Source organism: Motiliproteus sp. MSK22-1 (assembly GCF_001968815.1).
Classification (GTDB): domain Bacteria; phylum Pseudomonadota; class Gammaproteobacteria; order Pseudomonadales; family Balneatricaceae; genus Motiliproteus.
In genome coordinates this window covers 133,087-146,865 of record NZ_MIEQ01000022.1, presented here as the reverse complement: position 1 = coordinate 146,865, position 13,779 = coordinate 133,087, and the positions used below count along the sequence as shown (strand labels likewise).

At 48.0% G+C, this 13,779-nt stretch carries 17 protein-coding genes, 4 tRNA genes and 1 pseudogene; 16 read left to right on the top strand and 6 right to left on the bottom strand.

Annotation, left to right across the window (positions count from 1 at the left end; all coding sequences use genetic code 11):
- Positions 1 to 190 precede the first annotated feature (190 nt).
- The 5 genes and pseudogenes from dapE to BGP75_RS03875 all read left to right on the top strand — a co-directional run bounded on the left by dapE (position 191) and on the right by BGP75_RS03875 (position 2,999).
- Positions 191 to 1,327 carry a succinyl-diaminopimelate desuccinylase gene (dapE, locus tag BGP75_RS03890; protein WP_076715352.1) on the top strand — a complete coding sequence of 379 codons (1,137 nt, stop codon included), beginning with the start codon at positions 191 to 193 and terminating at the stop codon, positions 1,325 to 1,327.
- A gap of 19 nt (positions 1,328 to 1,346) precedes the next feature.
- Positions 1,347 to 1,484, top strand: a pseudogene (locus BGP75_RS27715) (putative RNA methyltransferase); the annotation flags it as partial.
- Between the two features lie 33 nt (positions 1,485 to 1,517).
- Positions 1,518 to 2,216, top strand: a complete 699-nt coding sequence (locus BGP75_RS03885) for a methyltransferase domain-containing protein (protein WP_158070060.1) — start codon at positions 1,518 to 1,520, stop codon at positions 2,214 to 2,216.
- Positions 2,213 to 2,614 (top strand): hypothetical protein, encoded by a 402-nt coding sequence (locus BGP75_RS27355; protein WP_233152834.1) that lies wholly within the window; start codon positions 2,213 to 2,215, stop codon positions 2,612 to 2,614. Before BGP75_RS03885 ends, BGP75_RS27355 begins: the two co-directional genes overlap by 4 nt.
- The gene (locus tag BGP75_RS03875; protein WP_083704605.1) at positions 2,604 to 2,999 is read left to right on the top strand and encodes a hypothetical protein; all 396 of its coding nucleotides are present in this window, start codon (positions 2,604 to 2,606) and stop codon (positions 2,997 to 2,999) included. Before BGP75_RS27355 ends, BGP75_RS03875 begins: the two co-directional genes overlap by 11 nt.
- A gap of 48 nt (positions 3,000 to 3,047) precedes the next feature.
- Here the strand turns inward: BGP75_RS03875 and BGP75_RS03870 are convergent, their stop codons facing one another.
- Positions 3,048 to 3,482 (bottom strand): hypothetical protein, encoded by a 435-nt coding sequence (locus tag BGP75_RS03870; RefSeq protein WP_076715346.1) that lies wholly within the window; start codon positions 3,480 to 3,482, stop codon positions 3,048 to 3,050.
- A 371-nt stretch (positions 3,483 to 3,853) separates the two neighbouring features.
- Between BGP75_RS03870 and greB the strand changes: the two genes are divergently transcribed.
- Positions 3,854 to 4,363, top strand: coding sequence for a transcription elongation factor GreB (gene greB, locus BGP75_RS03865; protein ID WP_076715344.1), 510 nt, complete (start codon positions 3,854 to 3,856; stop codon positions 4,361 to 4,363).
- Between the two features lie 6 nt (positions 4,364 to 4,369).
- On the opposite strand, the gene BGP75_RS03860 is transcribed toward greB, so the two are convergent.
- Positions 4,370 to 4,603 (bottom strand): hypothetical protein, encoded by a 234-nt coding sequence (locus BGP75_RS03860; RefSeq protein WP_076715341.1) that lies wholly within the window; start codon positions 4,601 to 4,603, stop codon positions 4,370 to 4,372.
- Here BGP75_RS03860 and BGP75_RS26990 point away from each other — a divergent pair.
- Positions 4,590 to 4,766 carry a hypothetical protein gene (locus tag BGP75_RS26990; protein WP_158070059.1) on the top strand — a complete coding sequence of 59 codons (177 nt, stop codon included), beginning with the start codon at positions 4,590 to 4,592 and terminating at the stop codon, positions 4,764 to 4,766. The two genes, BGP75_RS03860 and BGP75_RS26990, sit on opposite strands and share 14 nt — an antisense overlap.
- Positions 4,767 to 4,880: 114 nt before the next feature.
- Here the strand turns inward: BGP75_RS26990 and BGP75_RS03855 are convergent.
- The 4 genes from BGP75_RS03855 to BGP75_RS03840 form a co-directional block, all read right to left on the bottom strand.
- Positions 4,881 to 4,956 (bottom strand) — tRNA-Lys (locus BGP75_RS03855).
- Positions 4,957 to 5,011: 55 nt separating this feature from the next.
- Positions 5,012 to 5,087 (bottom strand) — tRNA-Lys (locus BGP75_RS03850).
- Between the two features lie 51 nt (positions 5,088 to 5,138).
- Positions 5,139 to 5,214 (bottom strand) — tRNA-Asn (locus BGP75_RS03845).
- A 12-nt stretch (positions 5,215 to 5,226) separates the two neighbouring features.
- Positions 5,227 to 5,317, bottom strand: a tRNA-Ser gene (locus BGP75_RS03840).
- Positions 5,318 to 5,795: 478 nt separating this feature from the next.
- Between BGP75_RS03840 and BGP75_RS03835 the strand changes: the two genes are divergently transcribed.
- From BGP75_RS03835 to BGP75_RS03795, 9 genes are all read left to right on the top strand, one after another.
- A complete protein-coding gene (locus tag BGP75_RS03835) occupies positions 5,796 to 6,908 on the top strand; it encodes a branched-chain amino acid ABC transporter substrate-binding protein (RefSeq protein ID WP_076715338.1) in 1,113 nt (370 codons plus the stop codon).
- Positions 6,909 to 7,028: 120 nt separating this feature from the next.
- Positions 7,029 to 7,955 carry a high-affinity branched-chain amino acid ABC transporter permease LivH gene (gene livH, locus BGP75_RS03830; protein ID WP_076715335.1) on the top strand — a complete coding sequence of 309 codons (927 nt, stop codon included), beginning with the start codon at positions 7,029 to 7,031 and terminating at the stop codon, positions 7,953 to 7,955.
- Entirely contained in the window at positions 7,955 to 9,214 is a 1,260-nt protein-coding gene (locus BGP75_RS03825; protein WP_076715332.1) for a high-affinity branched-chain amino acid ABC transporter permease LivM, read from the top strand. The genes livH and BGP75_RS03825 overlap by 1 nt, the downstream gene beginning before the upstream one ends.
- Positions 9,211 to 9,978, top strand: a complete 768-nt coding sequence (livG, locus tag BGP75_RS03820) for a high-affinity branched-chain amino acid ABC transporter ATP-binding protein LivG (RefSeq protein ID WP_076715330.1) — start codon at positions 9,211 to 9,213, stop codon at positions 9,976 to 9,978. Before BGP75_RS03825 ends, livG begins: the two co-directional genes overlap by 4 nt.
- Before the next feature lies 1 nt (position 9,979).
- A complete protein-coding gene (locus BGP75_RS03815; protein WP_076715327.1) occupies positions 9,980 to 10,681 on the top strand; it encodes an ABC transporter ATP-binding protein in 702 nt (233 codons plus the stop codon).
- 137 nt (positions 10,682 to 10,818) lie between these two features.
- Positions 10,819 to 11,301 (top strand): histidine phosphatase family protein, encoded by a 483-nt coding sequence (locus tag BGP75_RS03810; protein ID WP_076715324.1) that lies wholly within the window; start codon positions 10,819 to 10,821, stop codon positions 11,299 to 11,301.
- A 178-nt stretch (positions 11,302 to 11,479) separates the two neighbouring features.
- Positions 11,480 to 12,427, top strand: a complete 948-nt coding sequence (locus tag BGP75_RS03805; RefSeq protein WP_076715321.1) for an AEC family transporter — start codon at positions 11,480 to 11,482, stop codon at positions 12,425 to 12,427.
- A 93-nt stretch (positions 12,428 to 12,520) separates the two neighbouring features.
- Positions 12,521 to 12,916 carry a thioesterase family protein gene (locus BGP75_RS03800; protein ID WP_076715318.1) on the top strand — a complete coding sequence of 132 codons (396 nt, stop codon included), beginning with the start codon at positions 12,521 to 12,523 and terminating at the stop codon, positions 12,914 to 12,916.
- Between the two features lie 91 nt (positions 12,917 to 13,007).
- Positions 13,008 to 13,640 (top strand): hypothetical protein, encoded by a 633-nt coding sequence (locus tag BGP75_RS03795; RefSeq protein ID WP_076715316.1) that lies wholly within the window; start codon positions 13,008 to 13,010, stop codon positions 13,638 to 13,640.
- Positions 13,641 to 13,779 lie beyond the last annotated feature (139 nt).

The window sequence follows — 13,779 nt, the reverse complement described above, 5'->3', positions numbered from 1 at the left end:
CCTTTCCCCGCCAAAAGACTTTTTCATTGCCAGCCTTAATAATGGAAAAGTCGACAGCAGTACTTCCGGTGACCACACTAATAATGATCGGTCTCGATCTGGGGCTAATGTAAAACCCACACACTGACCCAATGGATCAGTATCCAAATATCCGGCTCGCCCACACCCTCATACGGACGCACGAAGACTCATGCAAAATACTTCTCCAACTCTACAACTGGCAATGGATTTAATAGCTCGCCGCTCCGTAACACCTGAAGATGCCGGCTGCCAGGATCTGATGATCGCACGGTTAAAATCTCTTGGTTTTGAGATAGAACTTCTGCCCTTTGCCGATGTAAGCAACTTCTGGGCTAGACGCGGAACAGAAGGACCGCTCTTTTGTTTTGCAGGTCATACAGATGTAGTCCCCAGCGGCCCTGAAGACAAATGGCAACACCCCCCGTTTACGCCGACACTGGAGAACGGCAATCTTTACGGTCGTGGCGCCGCTGACATGAAAGGCGGTATTGCCGCCTTTATAACAGCACTTGAAAGGTTTATCTCCAACCATCCGGACCACCAGGGGTCAATCGCCTTACTGATTACCTCAGACGAAGAGGGTCCCTTTATCAATGGCACCACTCGCGTCATCGACGTATTGGAAGCCCGTAATGAAAAAATCGACTGGTGTATTGTCGGCGAGCCTTCCAGTACCAGCCTTACCGGGGATACCATTAAAAATGGCCGCAGGGGCTCCATCAGCGGAGACTTAACGATTCACGGAGTTCAGGGACACGTTGCTTACCCACATCTGGTAAAAAACCCCATCCACCTGGCAGCACCCGCATTAGCAGCGCTATCAACCGAAATCTGGGATGATGGTAACGAGTTCTTTCCCCCCACCAGCTTGCAGATCTCAAACATTCATGCCGGTACCGGTGCAACCAACGTCGTACCGGGAGACCTGAAAGTTCAATTCAACTTGCGTTTTTCTACTGAGATTTCAGCGGAGCAAATCAAAGCCCGAACACAGCAGATCCTTGAGGCTCACGACCTTGATTTTGCACTCACATGGATACTCAACGGCAGCCCCTTCCTGACCAGCGAAGGCGCTTTGGTAACCGCCTGCCAGGAGAGTATTAAAGTAATTACCGGGAAGGAAACCGAGCTTTCAACCGCCGGCGGCACCTCTGATGGACGGTTTATCGCTCCAACTGGAGCCCAGGTTGTTGAACTGGGCCCCTGCAACGCCACCATTCACAAAGTAAACGAGCACGTCAAAGCAAAAGATCTGGATATACTGTCAGAGCTCTACGAAAACATTATGGCTCGACTACTCACTTAAAAGACGACTCTGACCAAATATGAAAGCCTCGACGCTATTACGCTGCCCACTATGCCGCACGGTGCTCAGACCCGATGGAAACAGCCTCAGCTGCACCAACAACCATTGCTTTGACAGAGCAAGACAGGGTTATTATCACCTGCTTCCGGCACAGAAAAAACGATCTCGCGCCCCAGGAGACAGCTTGCAGATGGTGCAGGGGCGCCGAAGCTTTCTTGACCTCGGCCACTACCAACCAATCGCCGACGAAATAAACAAGCTAGCGTTATCTGCTACCGAGAAGACAGACTCGGACCAGGACGATCAACTGCATATTCTCGACTGCGGCTGCGGGGAAGGTTACTACACCGAGAAGCTATCCAGAGCCCTCACTGATAACAGCACAACCAGACCGGAAACCGATATCATCGGACTGGACATATCGAAAGATGCCGTGCGCCTTGCCAGTCAACGCAGCAAACAGATTTCCTGGATTGTTGCCTCAGGAGCCGACACCCCTCTCCCCAACAACTGCCTGGATCTGATGACTTGCCTGTTCACTCCCTTGTCTCCCGGCGAGTTTCACCGCCTGCTAAAACCCAAAGGGGCGCTGGTTGTAGCCAGCACAGGACCGGATCACCTGATAGAACTGCGAGAACTTATCTACACTGAGGTCATCCGCAACAGCTTTGACCCGACCCGCAAGCTTTCTGAATACTTTGACCTAGCAGAGAAAACAACGGTCCGACACCACTTCAACCTTTGCAACAATCACAGCATCAAAGAGCTGCTGGCAATGACACCTCACCAGTGGCGCGCGCCAGCCGAAGCGCGGGAAAAGCTAGACCACCTCGAACATCTAGAGCTAAGTATCGATATTCAACTTTCTGTATTCAGCCCTCACCCATGAGCAATCAGAAGAAAACCAGCAACCAGACACCTGAAAACAGGAATAACCAGGAGCACAAAAGCCCCCCTGCAGAGAAAAACACTTCATCAGCAAAAAGATCAAACCAGAAAACCACCAATCAAAACACCAACAAGCCAGGAAGAAGCCTTAGACAGTTCCTTCTTGAGCAGGCAGGAAAGGAACGTCAGAACCTGAATATACTGCTGTCTGGCGCCAGCCTGTTTTTTTTAGGCATCGGCCTTATCTTCTATTCAGAGCATTTTCTGAACAGCTCTCTTCTTCAGGAAATAAGCGCACTAATTGGGCTACTGTTTAGCGCAGCAGGCGGTATACTAGCAGCCGTCGGCTATATCTGCCTCAGCATTCTCAGGATTTTTAAGTTTATCAATGATGACTAAAACCAGCCCCCAAAGTAACCACCCGGATATCGAAATCTATCTAAAATCCGTCCCTATAGAGCAAATAGAGACTTGGTTAAAACAGCGATTCGACTCTATTGAAAACCTAAAACAAAGCCGAAAAGTTAAGCACTACCTTATCACCCACAGCGATCAGCAAATTCCCGTCATGGTTGTAGAAAATGCATCCAAAGCATTCAGCAGCATACTTTTTGAGTCAGACGCCAGCCCTTGGGCACAGGATATTGATTGCGCTCGCGAAGCCTATCAGTATTTTTCCAAGGAAACTCGTTGCATTGCATCCGGCTGGAATGACGGAGATGAGCCTGATGAATGGATCGCGATTGATAGCGAAGGTGAAAAAAATATCATCTGGAAGACTTAAAAAACCAGCGGAGGAACTTTACTTTAAGATTGGCTGACCTTTCACCATTCAGGCCGCAACACGAAGCCGAGAGTCCTTGATCTCTTCCAGCATACTGTAACGCCCGGCCAACACTGCCGCCTGACTCAAAGGCACATTCCCTTCTCCAATTTCAGCCCCCCTTTGGACAGGCCTTTGGCGCCCCTCCAGGGGGACCGTATCCAACCAGCTGATCAACAACTGTAAATCCCCCATGTTTCCTTTGCGCAGGGCATTGTTCAAACGCCCAACCACCTCAGAGGTATATAACTCATCACGACTCTCGACCTGTTCAGAAGGCAGGGAATCCTGAGAAGCGGCCTCTAAATGAGAAACAAGGTGCTTAGACTCCGAGATCATGCTCAGCATCAGAGCAAACTGCGCCCCGTCCGTTTTACGGATCGCACTACCGAGCCCTCCCGTCAGGGCATCTATGCGAGCATGAACAATTTCGTTAGCTTTCAATAAAACTACCCCAAAGTCATAAAGGATCTATAAAACCAATGCCAGCAAGCCGATAGCAGATTATAGACAGTGCAAAGATCGGCCAGCAGTTCGATTTCTTTAACCCCCAATCTGCGTATCTGGCATCAGCTCGCAACACCCGTACCACTGCTTCATTCAGTCTAGTTCAAGAGCGAGCAGCCTAAAACACAACCTCATCGCTTTAAACAACACCGTAAGCTACGCCCCAAACAACCGCTTATAAACAACAGAGCATGAAAAATCACATTGATTTTTTAGACAGATACACCAACACTAGCGCGCTGAAGCGACAGCTATAAACGCACTTTCGCGTTACCGGACAACCTACAACAGACGGAGCATAAATCAACATGGGCAGATATCGTCCACCCAGAAGCAGAGGCTCGAACTACATCACCAGCGAAGGAGAGCGCCGCCTTAGAGAAGAACTGAAATACCTCTGGAAAGTAAAGCGACCCGAAGTAACGCAGTCAGTACAGGAAGCCGCCGCCCAGGGCGACAGATCCGAAAATGCCGAGTACATTTACGGCAAGAAACAACTAAGGGAAATTGATCGGCGAGTTCGTTTTTTAGATAAACGCCTGGAAGAGCTTGAGGTTGTTTACCGCCCCCCGACAGACCAATCGCGAATATATTTCGCTGCCTGGGTAACCCTTGAAGACGAAAACGGCAAGGAACACCGCTACCGGATTGTAGGCCCTGACGAAATCGATCTGGAGAACGGAATGATCAGTATAGATTCGCCAATGGCCAAAGCATTACTGAAAAAATCCATCGACGATGAAGTGCAGGTTATAACGCCTTCAGGCACCAAGTACTACGAGATTGTTGCAATCGAATACAACACCGACAAGAACTGATAGCGACTAAGAACCTGACCTCGACTTATTCAACATCAGATCACAATCCATAATCTCAAACTCCACCTGCGTGGACATATCAATACAAACCAGATTCTCATCATCTGCCACCTCTACGCTTTGACATGCATCCGCATAGATCTCACCGAAATAGCAGATATTAACATCCTGCTTTACCTCCATCACTGACGCACACCCGCTCAACAGAACAGCAATAACAAGAAACATGCCCAACTTCATAGCCTTCCCCTTACAAAAAAACGATCCTTACGCGATAAAACAACTTCAGCATGACGATAAACAACCCAAGGGCACCACTCCTCATGCCACACCCGGTCAGCAACAGGAGATCACAACCAAAATAAAGACCGGTCACGAAAAAAGGCATCCAGAGAATGCTTAGTTTATGGATAAGTAGGATTTTTTCAATCAAACAGAAAACGGATGAGTGCTTTAGTAAAAACAACTCAATAACAGCGATGCCAGATTTCAGCGAGAGATATCAATGATATGAGAGTGGTGGGTCGTGGGCGACTCGAACGCCCGACCAATTGGTTAAAAGCCAACTGCTCTACCAACTGAGCTAACGACCCGCCCAATTACCCTGTGCACAAAAGAAGTACAACCAAGGCTACAAGTGAAATTCGATGGTGGGTCGTGGGCGACTCGAACGCCCGACCAATTGGTTAAAAGCCAACTGCTCTACCAACTGAGCTAACGACCCATATTAACCGAATTTCGCTTTCGACGACGTTGGTATGCCGTCTCACTTTGATGGCTCCTCGAACAGGACTCGAACCTGTGACCAATAGATTAACAGTCTACTGCTCTACCAACTGAGCTATCGAGGATCAATCAAAAAATGGCGGAGGAGGAGAGATTCGAACTCTCGGTGGGCTATTAACCCACGCCGGTTTTCAAGACCGGTGCATTCGACCACTCTGCCACCCCTCCGCGAAGAGGTCGGCATATTACCCCATCCAGCGACGGTGTCAACATGTCCGTCTCAGTTTTTCGCTACTTTTGTATTCTTTCCACTATGAAGTGACTTTTTTCCTTATCTCCATCATTTTTTCCTTATCCCTATAGATAGAAAGAACACGGTGGGTAAATACCGAAGCAACGGAACCGGTAAACATCAGACTCAAAAAACTGAGACCATATTTACACGTAGATCAATGTATCTGTGCGAAAAATCAACCTGCCGAGGATTATATTTAACACTCGTCAATATTACTCATCACAAGCGATCATTATAATTGACAGCTGTAAAAATATTTGCTTTCCCCAATCGGAAGAAGTTAAGGTTACAGCCTATTTCTGGTGACAGGTTCTATTCAACTGTTTACAGACGGACAGTCACCGAAAAAATAAGCGCAGGCAGCACCAAAGCTTGCCAGATAACAATCAGAATATGACGGGAAAGTCGAGAATGAAGAACTTAAAAAAAACGATTCTGGGTCTTAGTGTTTCCGCTCTGATGCTAGGCGCAACCGTAGCCGAAGCAGATATAAAAATTGGCCTCGCTGGACCTGCAACGGGCCCTGTTGCTCAGTATGGAGACATGCAAAAAATTGGTGTAATGGCCGCCATTGAACAAATCAACAAGGCAGGTGGTGTTAACGGAGAGATGCTGGAAGGCGTTATCTATGACGATGCCTGTGATCCCAAGCAAGCAGTAGCTGTTGCCAACAAAATCGTCAACGATGGTGTACAGCACGTAGTTGGACACCTATGTTCCTCCTCAACCGAGCCTGCTTCTGATATCTATGAAGAAGAAGGCGTACTGATGATCACCGCAGCCTCCACTTCTCCAACGATTACTGAAAAAGGCTATCAGATGATCTTCCGGACTATCGGTCTGGATAGCCTGCAGGGACCCTTTGCAGCCCAGTACGTAATCGATAAGATAAAGCCAAAGAATATGGCTATTATTCACGACAAACAGCAATACGGTGAAGGCCTGGCGACTTCTGTCAAAAATGAAGTAGAAAAGGCCGGCATCAAACCGGTCATGTTTGAAGGTGTAACTGCAGGTGATAAAGACTTCTCTGCGCTGATCGCCAAGCTTAAGAAAAACAACGTGGATTTCGTTTATTACGGTGGCTACCACCCAGAACTGGGCCTGATCCTGCGTCAGTCCAAAGAGAAAGGCTTTGATGCCAAGTTTATGGGACCTGAAGGTGTCGGCAACCCGGATATCTCCAAGATCGCTGGTGAAGCTTCTGAAGGCCTGCTGGTTACCCTGCCACAAAGCTTCGATCAGGATCCTGCCAACCAGGCTTTGGTTAAAGCTATTAGTGATAAAGGCGAAGATCCAACCGGACCTTTTGTCTTCCCAGCTTATTCAGCCATTCAGGTTATGACCGATGCAATGAAGGCAACCGGATCTACTGATACTCAAGAACTGGCTGATTACATCCGTAGCAACACCTTCAAGACCACCACCGGTGACCTTGACTTCGATGATAAAGGTGACTTGACTGAATTCTCCTTTGTTGTTTACAACTGGCATGCTGACGGTAGCAAAACTGCGGCAAAGTAATTAAATAACAGGACGTTAGCAGTCGTTCCCTACCTCCATTGAGAACGGCTACGGAACTCCCCAAACACCCTTACCTTGTGATCCAAGGTTTAAGGGTGTTGTACTATCTGGTCCCCACAAATGACAGAAACAACTCTCTATGTGATACAGCAGCTTATCAACGGGCTGACTATCGGGTCCACCTATGCCCTGATTGCAATCGGCTACACGATGGTTTACGGCATCATCGGTATGATCAACTTTGCCCACGGCGAAATCTATATGATCGGCACCTATGTGACATTTATCGTCATCGCCGGCTTGATGGGAATGGGGATGGTCAGCCTACCCCTCATTCTGGTGGTTGCCCTACTATTAGCCGTGATTATCGCCAGCACCTATGGCTGGACGGTAGAGCGCGTAGCTTATCGACCCCTTCGTGGCTCAAATCGCCTGATCCCTCTTATATCTGCTATTGGCATGTCCATTTTTCTACAGAACTATGTGGTATTGTCCCAGGGTTCTCGCGATGTAGCTCTACCTCCTCAGATTTCAGGCGGCTGGACCTTCGGCGACCCAAGCCTGTTTGAAGTCTCATTCTCCTATATGCAATTGATAATCTGGGTTGCAACCTTCGTCGCAATGGGCGGACTGACACTGTTTATTTCTCGCTCCCGCATGGGACGCGCCTGCCGAGCCTGCTCGGAAGACCTGGGCATGACCAACCTGCTTGGCATAGATACCAACAAGATTATTGCCTTAACCTTTGTTATTGGTGCCGCTCTCGCAGCTGTCGCCGGGTTATTGCTGGGATTATATTACGGTGTGGTAAACCCCTTTGTTGGCTTTATAGCCGGTTTGAAAGCATTCACAGCAGCCGTGCTTGGTGGTATCGGATCAATACCGGGTGCCATGCTTGGAGGCTTGATACTGGGTGTAACAGAAGCCATGACTTCAGCCTTCTTCCCTTCCGAGTATAAAGATGTAGTCTCCTTCAGCCTTCTGGTGCTGATTCTACTGTTCCGTCCTAGTGGATTGTTGGGCAAGCCGGAGGTGGAAAAAGTCTAATGACTAAGAAATTCTATAATGCCGTTTTTGCCGCCGGTATAGCGTTGGTACTTGCCTGCCTGATGATTGGGGTCAAACTCAACACTGAAGGCACTCAACTGACCGTTACTGGAGCCACTACTGAGCAATGGGCCTGGATTGGTCTGGGTATCGCCATTGTATTTCTGTCTCAGTTATTTGCTGGTCAGATAGATCGTGCTTTTGGCAGCCTGCCCAAACCTAAAATTGGCCACCTGCTGCCAGAAGAAAAGAAAATGGCAATACTAAAACCCTGGCTGTTTGCAGCCCTGGTTGTTGGCTTGCTGGTCTGGCCGTTTATGGTCTCTCGGGGTGCTGTTGATCTTGCAACTCTGACGCTGATCTACGTTATGCTGGGGCTGGGCCTGAATATCGTCGTTGGGCTGGCAGGACTACTGGATCTGGGCTTTGTCGCATTTTACGCTGTTGGAGCCTACACCTACGCACTGTTATCCCAATATTTCGGACTGTCTTTCTGGGCGTGCCTTCCTATCTCTGCGGGCTTGGCAGCCTTATTTGGCTTCCTGCTGGGATTCCCGGTATTGCGGCTGCGGGGTGATTACCTGGCGATCGTGACTCTGGGCTTTGGCGAGATAATTCGTATCCTGTTAAATAACTGGACTAATCTGACAGGTGGTCCAAATGGGATTTCCGGAATTGCCAAACCAACACTGTTTGGGCTGGAATTTACCCGCCGCGCCAAAGAAGAAGGAAACATGACCTTCCATGAATTCATGGGGATCGATTACTCAAGCTCCTATAAGGTGATCTTCCTTTATCTTATTGCTGTTATCCTGATGCTTTTTGTCGTCTACGTAATCAATCGACTGATGCGAATGCCAATAGGCCGTGCCTGGGAAGCCCTGCGAGACGACGAAATAGCGTGCCGCTCACTAGGCTTGAACCGCACCGCCATTAAGCTTTCTGCCTTCACTCTCGGTGCTTCCACAGCAGGCTTTGCCGGATCATTTTTCGCAGCTCGACAGGGTTTTATCAGCCCGGAATCCTTTATCTTCATCGAGTCTGCAATCATCCTGGCGATAGTTGTACTGGGCGGGATGGGATCTCAGGTCGGTGTTATTCTGGCAGCCATTGTATTGACCATTCTGCCAGAATTGGCTCGTGAATTTTCTGAGTACCGAATGCTGTTATTCGGACTGGTCATGGTGCTGATGATGCGCTGGCGACCCGAAGGCCTGGTTCCCATGAAACGACCGCACCTGGAGTTGAAACAACAATGAGTCAGCTACTGCTTGATGTAAAAGGTCTGACCATGCGCTTCGGTGGCTTGGTAGCGGTAAACGGCGTCAACCTGACTGTTAAAAACCGACAGATCGTATCCGTTATCGGCCCGAATGGCGCTGGTAAAACCACTGTATTCAATTGCCTTTCAGGGTTCTATATACCCTCGGAAGGCAGTGTAATGTTTAAGAACAAACAGATTGCCGGAATGAAAGATTTCCAGATATCCCGACAGGGACTGGTCCGTACCTTTCAACACGTGCGTCTGTTCAAGAAGATGACGGTTATTGAGAATATGCTGGTTGCTCAGCATCGTCATCTGAACACCAACCTCGTAGCTGGTCTGTTTAAAACTCCGAGTTATCGTCGTCTTGAAGAAGAGGCGATGGATCGAGCAGCCTATTGGCTTAAAGAAGTAGACCTGCTGGAACATGCTAACCGGGAGGCTGACAACCTCGCCTATGGACAGCAGCGCCGCCTCGAAATAGCTCGCTGTATGGTAACCCAACCGGAGTTACTGATGCTGGATGAGCCCGCTGCAGGCTTAAACCCTAACGAAACCAAAGAACTGGACGAGCTGATCGTCAAGCTACGGGACGAACATGAAATATCAGTGCTACTGATTGAGCACGATATGTCGTTGGTCATGGGGATCTCCGACCACATTTACGTGATTGCTCAAGGCACGCCTCTGGCCGATGGTTCGCCAGAAAGTGTGAAAAATAATCCTGACGTAATCAAAGCGTATCTCGGGGAGGAATAAGATGCTTCGAATTGAAAATGTAAATACCCATTACGGGCAGATTCAAGCACTTCATGATGTCTCTGTTGAGGTTAAGAAGGGTGAAATCGTAACGCTGATTGGTGCCAATGGCGCCGGTAAAACGACCCTGATGATGACAATCTGTGGTGATCCGCAGGCATCCTCTGGAAAAATCGTATTCGACGGTAAAGATATCACCGGAATACCTACCGCCCAGATCATGCGTGAAGGGTTGGCAATTGTACCCGAAGGTCGTCGAGTCTTCTCTGGTCTGACAGTCGAAGAAAATCTTCATATGGGGGCTTATTTCAGGAACAAGCAGGAGTCCGATGAGATTCAGGCTCACGTTCTTGAGCTGTTTCCCCGTCTTCAGGAACGTTTTCTCCAGCGAGCCGGGACCATGTCGGGAGGCGAGCAGCAAATGCTAGCTATAGGAAGAGCGATGATGGCCAAGCCCCGGATGATTCTATTAGATGAACCATCCCTTGGACTTGCTCCGATTATCATTCAACAGATCTTCGATATTATCCAGAAGCTACGTGACGAAGGTGTCACTATCTTTCTGGTAGAACAGAACGCCAACCAGGCTTTGCGTATTGCAGACCGAGGTTATGTTCTGGAAAATGGTCGTGTTGTTCTTCATGATACAGGCCACAGCCTGCTGACTAACGATGAAGTCAGAAACGCTTACCTCGGCGGGTAATCGAGGTTAACATTCAATCCAAAGGCGGCCAATGGCCGCCTTTTTTGTAACAGCCATACAGCCAGTATAAGTTCTTGCTTCTTACCAAAGATATCCAATAATAGAGTGACCCGAGATTCTTCTATAACGGAGCGCCAATGAAACTGCTGACCTTGATTCGTCACGCTAAAGCTGAGACTCCTTTTGACTGTAGCGATTTTGATCGTCCTCTGAGTCCCCGCGGGGAAGCGGATATTATTCGTGTAGCCGATCGTTATAATCCTGCGAAGACGCCGCAAAAGATCATCGTCAGCAGCGCAAAAAGAGCCATGTCAACCGCAGAAAGTCTGATACGATCTCGACATTACCCGGATAACATACTGCACCCTGATCGATCGCTGTACAGCGCAGACAGTAATCAGTTAATTCAACTGTTAAGCAGCCAGGAGGAACACATTGAACACCTCGCCTTAATCGGCCACAACCCCACCATAAGCGAACTGGCCACCTCTCTGAGCGGGGAAATAATTCACTTTACTCCTGCAACCATCGTGACTTTTGAGCTGAATATCGATGACTGGCTGTCAGTGTCCGCACCCTGTGGGAATAGCTGTTACCAAGATTCACCATCTAATATTTGATTTTCTATTTATACTTTTGATAAGTCAAAAATCGAAAACAAATAATCTAAAATTAATATAAACACATCAAATCAAAGTATTGATGTGTTTATTTATGATATAGATCTATCATGTTTTATTATCTAATCTCAGGTAATATGGCCATTCAACACAGACTGCTTATCAATCAGGCCAGACATTGAATTTTTATCTACAGACACTTTCTGAGACGGCACAGATTGTCTTACCTATTTTTCTTCTGCTGATCAGTGGTTTTTTATTGCGTCGTCTGAAGGTTATTGACACCACCTTTGTCGATCAGGCATCACGACTGGTATTTAGCCTGACCTTACCGATATTAATCTTTCTGAGCGTCGCTCAGGCTGACTTCTTCCAGTTGTTCAGCGCCAGACAACTAACCTATGTCTACACCAGCACCTGTCTGGCTGTACTGTTGATATATTTCTGTACCCGCAAGCTGATTACAGCACCAGCGGATCAAGGTGTGTTTACCCAGGGAGCATTTCGCGGAAACTTTGGCATTATCGGTCTGGCAGTAGTATTTAACATGCTAGGAAGTCCAGGGTTACCTCCGGCCGCTTTGCTGCTTGCTCTGATCATCCCTCTCTACAACGTGCTTTCAATTATCGTCCTAAGCCTGTCAAATGAAGGAGGCTTAAACCCGAAGCAGCTGTTGATCTCGATTATCCGTAATCCGTTGATTCTGGCTGTAGCCGCCGCCCTTCCCTTTTCAATGTGGAGTCTACCGATGCCCGAGCTGCTGAAAAGCACAGGTAGTTATTTTGCAGACCTGACACTTCCACTGGCACTGCTGACAATAGGCGCTTCACTTGACCTTAAATATTTAGGTACCAGTTCAAAACCCGCGATACATGCCAGTCTGCTGAAGTTGGTGACCCTCCCCATACTACTGACCTTTGGAGCTTATCTCACTGGATTCCGTGGTAATGAATTAGCTATTCTCTTTGTTCTGTTTGGCAGCCCTACCGCAGCCGCCAGTTTCGTAATGGCAAAAGTCATGGGAGGGAACGGTACGCTGGCAGCGAATATTGTTGCCCTGACGACCCTTGGATCGATACTGACTTTGGGAACGGGAATCTATCTGTTAAAAATATTATCTTTGTAGCTCAATCATATAAACAACTCCGGACCGGATTCACTCACTCTAAATCAATGAAGTACTGTGTTGCACCAGGCTTGCATTGTCTGAGGTATTACTATGGAACATTCCGTCACACTTCCTATTCGCTGGGGAGATATGGATGCTTACGGGCACCTGAACAACGTTAACTACTTCAGATTGCTGGAAGAAGTAAGAATTCAATGGTTAAAAGAACTCGGAATAAACCTTAATGAGCAGGCAACAGGACCCGTTGTTATCAGCGCCAGTTGTGACTTTCTTAAATCAGTTGTCTATCCGGCCTCAATAGAAATCAGGACTCAGGTGGAACACCTGGGCCGTAGTAGCATTGAAATTTCCCATAAGCTTTATATCGCCGATTCTGAGCGTCCATTATGTGGCACAGGTAGAGTAAAGATGGTCTGGGTTGACTTTGCCACTGAGCAATCAACCCCATTACCTGAAACGCTACGATCTCACCTTAGTGCTGGCTGACTTATTAAATCCACCTGTTTGACTAAGGCGTCAATGCAGGAAAAGCAGTTAACGCAAGTACTGCAGGACCTCCTTAAAAGGATAGATACCGTTGCTTACTGAATTCAGACAAAAAAGGGCAGACCATGCACTTAGAAAGGCGTTAGGCAACAATAGTCCTGGTGAGCTGCTCAAAGCAATTCGAAAAGGAGCAAATACTAATCAGGCCTTTTCCCTGACAGAGGATACTTCCCCTCAGCTCCCGATTATCTGCGCGCTAATAAAGCAGGATCCTGAATGCCTTGCACTATTGCTCGAATCCGGAGCAGAGCTGCCCACAGCGGATGCCGATCAGCTGTCACTGATGTCCTTAGCAATCCAGTCAAAAGAAGCTCCGCTGGCCCTTCTGACAACACTATTGTCACAGGGTATAAATGCTAATGCCAAAGCAGGCTCTGCTTTTTTCTGCTGCTTGGATATTGAAGATGACAACCTGAAGTTATTGCTGATAACCCGGTTAATAGAGCATGGCGGTAACATCAATGTTCGAAACAGCAACAACAGCTCTCCTCTTGAGGTATTGCTGCAACAGGAAAAAACAGCTCTTGTTGGTGCGCTCATCAGCGCCGGAGCACAACTTCCAGAGAGCCTGGATCAACTTTCCTGTTCAGAAGAAATGAAAGTCTATGCCCGCCGCAAACAACAGGATCTGGCAACTCAGAAGCTTTTACTAGGCTCAACCTGATAAAATTAAACAGTTCAGCCCATGATCTCTACAGCGCCTTCTTCTATCAGCAACGACCACATTAGTACTCTTCGCCCCATGAACCCAATCCATCAACAGCACATTCCAACGGGACATATACGTATTATCATTCCTCTGA

Coding starts and splice junctions, on each gene's coding strand:
- dapE (WP_076715352.1), top strand. CDS start 191: ATGCAAAATACTTCTCCAACTCTACAACTGGCAATGGATTTAATAGCT.
- BGP75_RS03885 (WP_158070060.1), top strand. CDS start 1,518: ATGGTGCAGGGGCGCCGAAGCTTTCTTGACCTCGGCCACTACCAACCA.
- BGP75_RS27355 (WP_233152834.1), top strand. CDS start 2,213: ATGAGCAATCAGAAGAAAACCAGCAACCAGACACCTGAAAACAGGAAT.
- BGP75_RS03875 (WP_083704605.1), top strand. CDS start 2,604: ATGATGACTAAAACCAGCCCCCAAAGTAACCACCCGGATATCGAAATC.
- greB (WP_076715344.1), top strand. CDS start 3,854: ATGGGCAGATATCGTCCACCCAGAAGCAGAGGCTCGAACTACATCACC.
- BGP75_RS26990 (WP_158070059.1), top strand. CDS start 4,590: ATGCCCAACTTCATAGCCTTCCCCTTACAAAAAAACGATCCTTACGCG.
- BGP75_RS03860 (WP_076715341.1), bottom strand. CDS start 4,603: ATGAAGTTGGGCATGTTTCTTGTTATTGCTGTTCTGTTGAGCGGGTGT.
- BGP75_RS03835 (WP_076715338.1), top strand. CDS start 5,796: ATGAAGAACTTAAAAAAAACGATTCTGGGTCTTAGTGTTTCCGCTCTG.
- livH (WP_076715335.1), top strand. CDS start 7,029: ATGACAGAAACAACTCTCTATGTGATACAGCAGCTTATCAACGGGCTG.
- BGP75_RS03825 (WP_076715332.1), top strand. CDS start 7,955: ATGACTAAGAAATTCTATAATGCCGTTTTTGCCGCCGGTATAGCGTTG.
- livG (WP_076715330.1), top strand. CDS start 9,211: ATGAGTCAGCTACTGCTTGATGTAAAAGGTCTGACCATGCGCTTCGGT.
- BGP75_RS03815 (WP_076715327.1), top strand. CDS start 9,980: ATGCTTCGAATTGAAAATGTAAATACCCATTACGGGCAGATTCAAGCA.
- BGP75_RS03810 (WP_076715324.1), top strand. CDS start 10,819: ATGAAACTGCTGACCTTGATTCGTCACGCTAAAGCTGAGACTCCTTTT.
- BGP75_RS03800 (WP_076715318.1), top strand. CDS start 12,521: ATGGAACATTCCGTCACACTTCCTATTCGCTGGGGAGATATGGATGCT.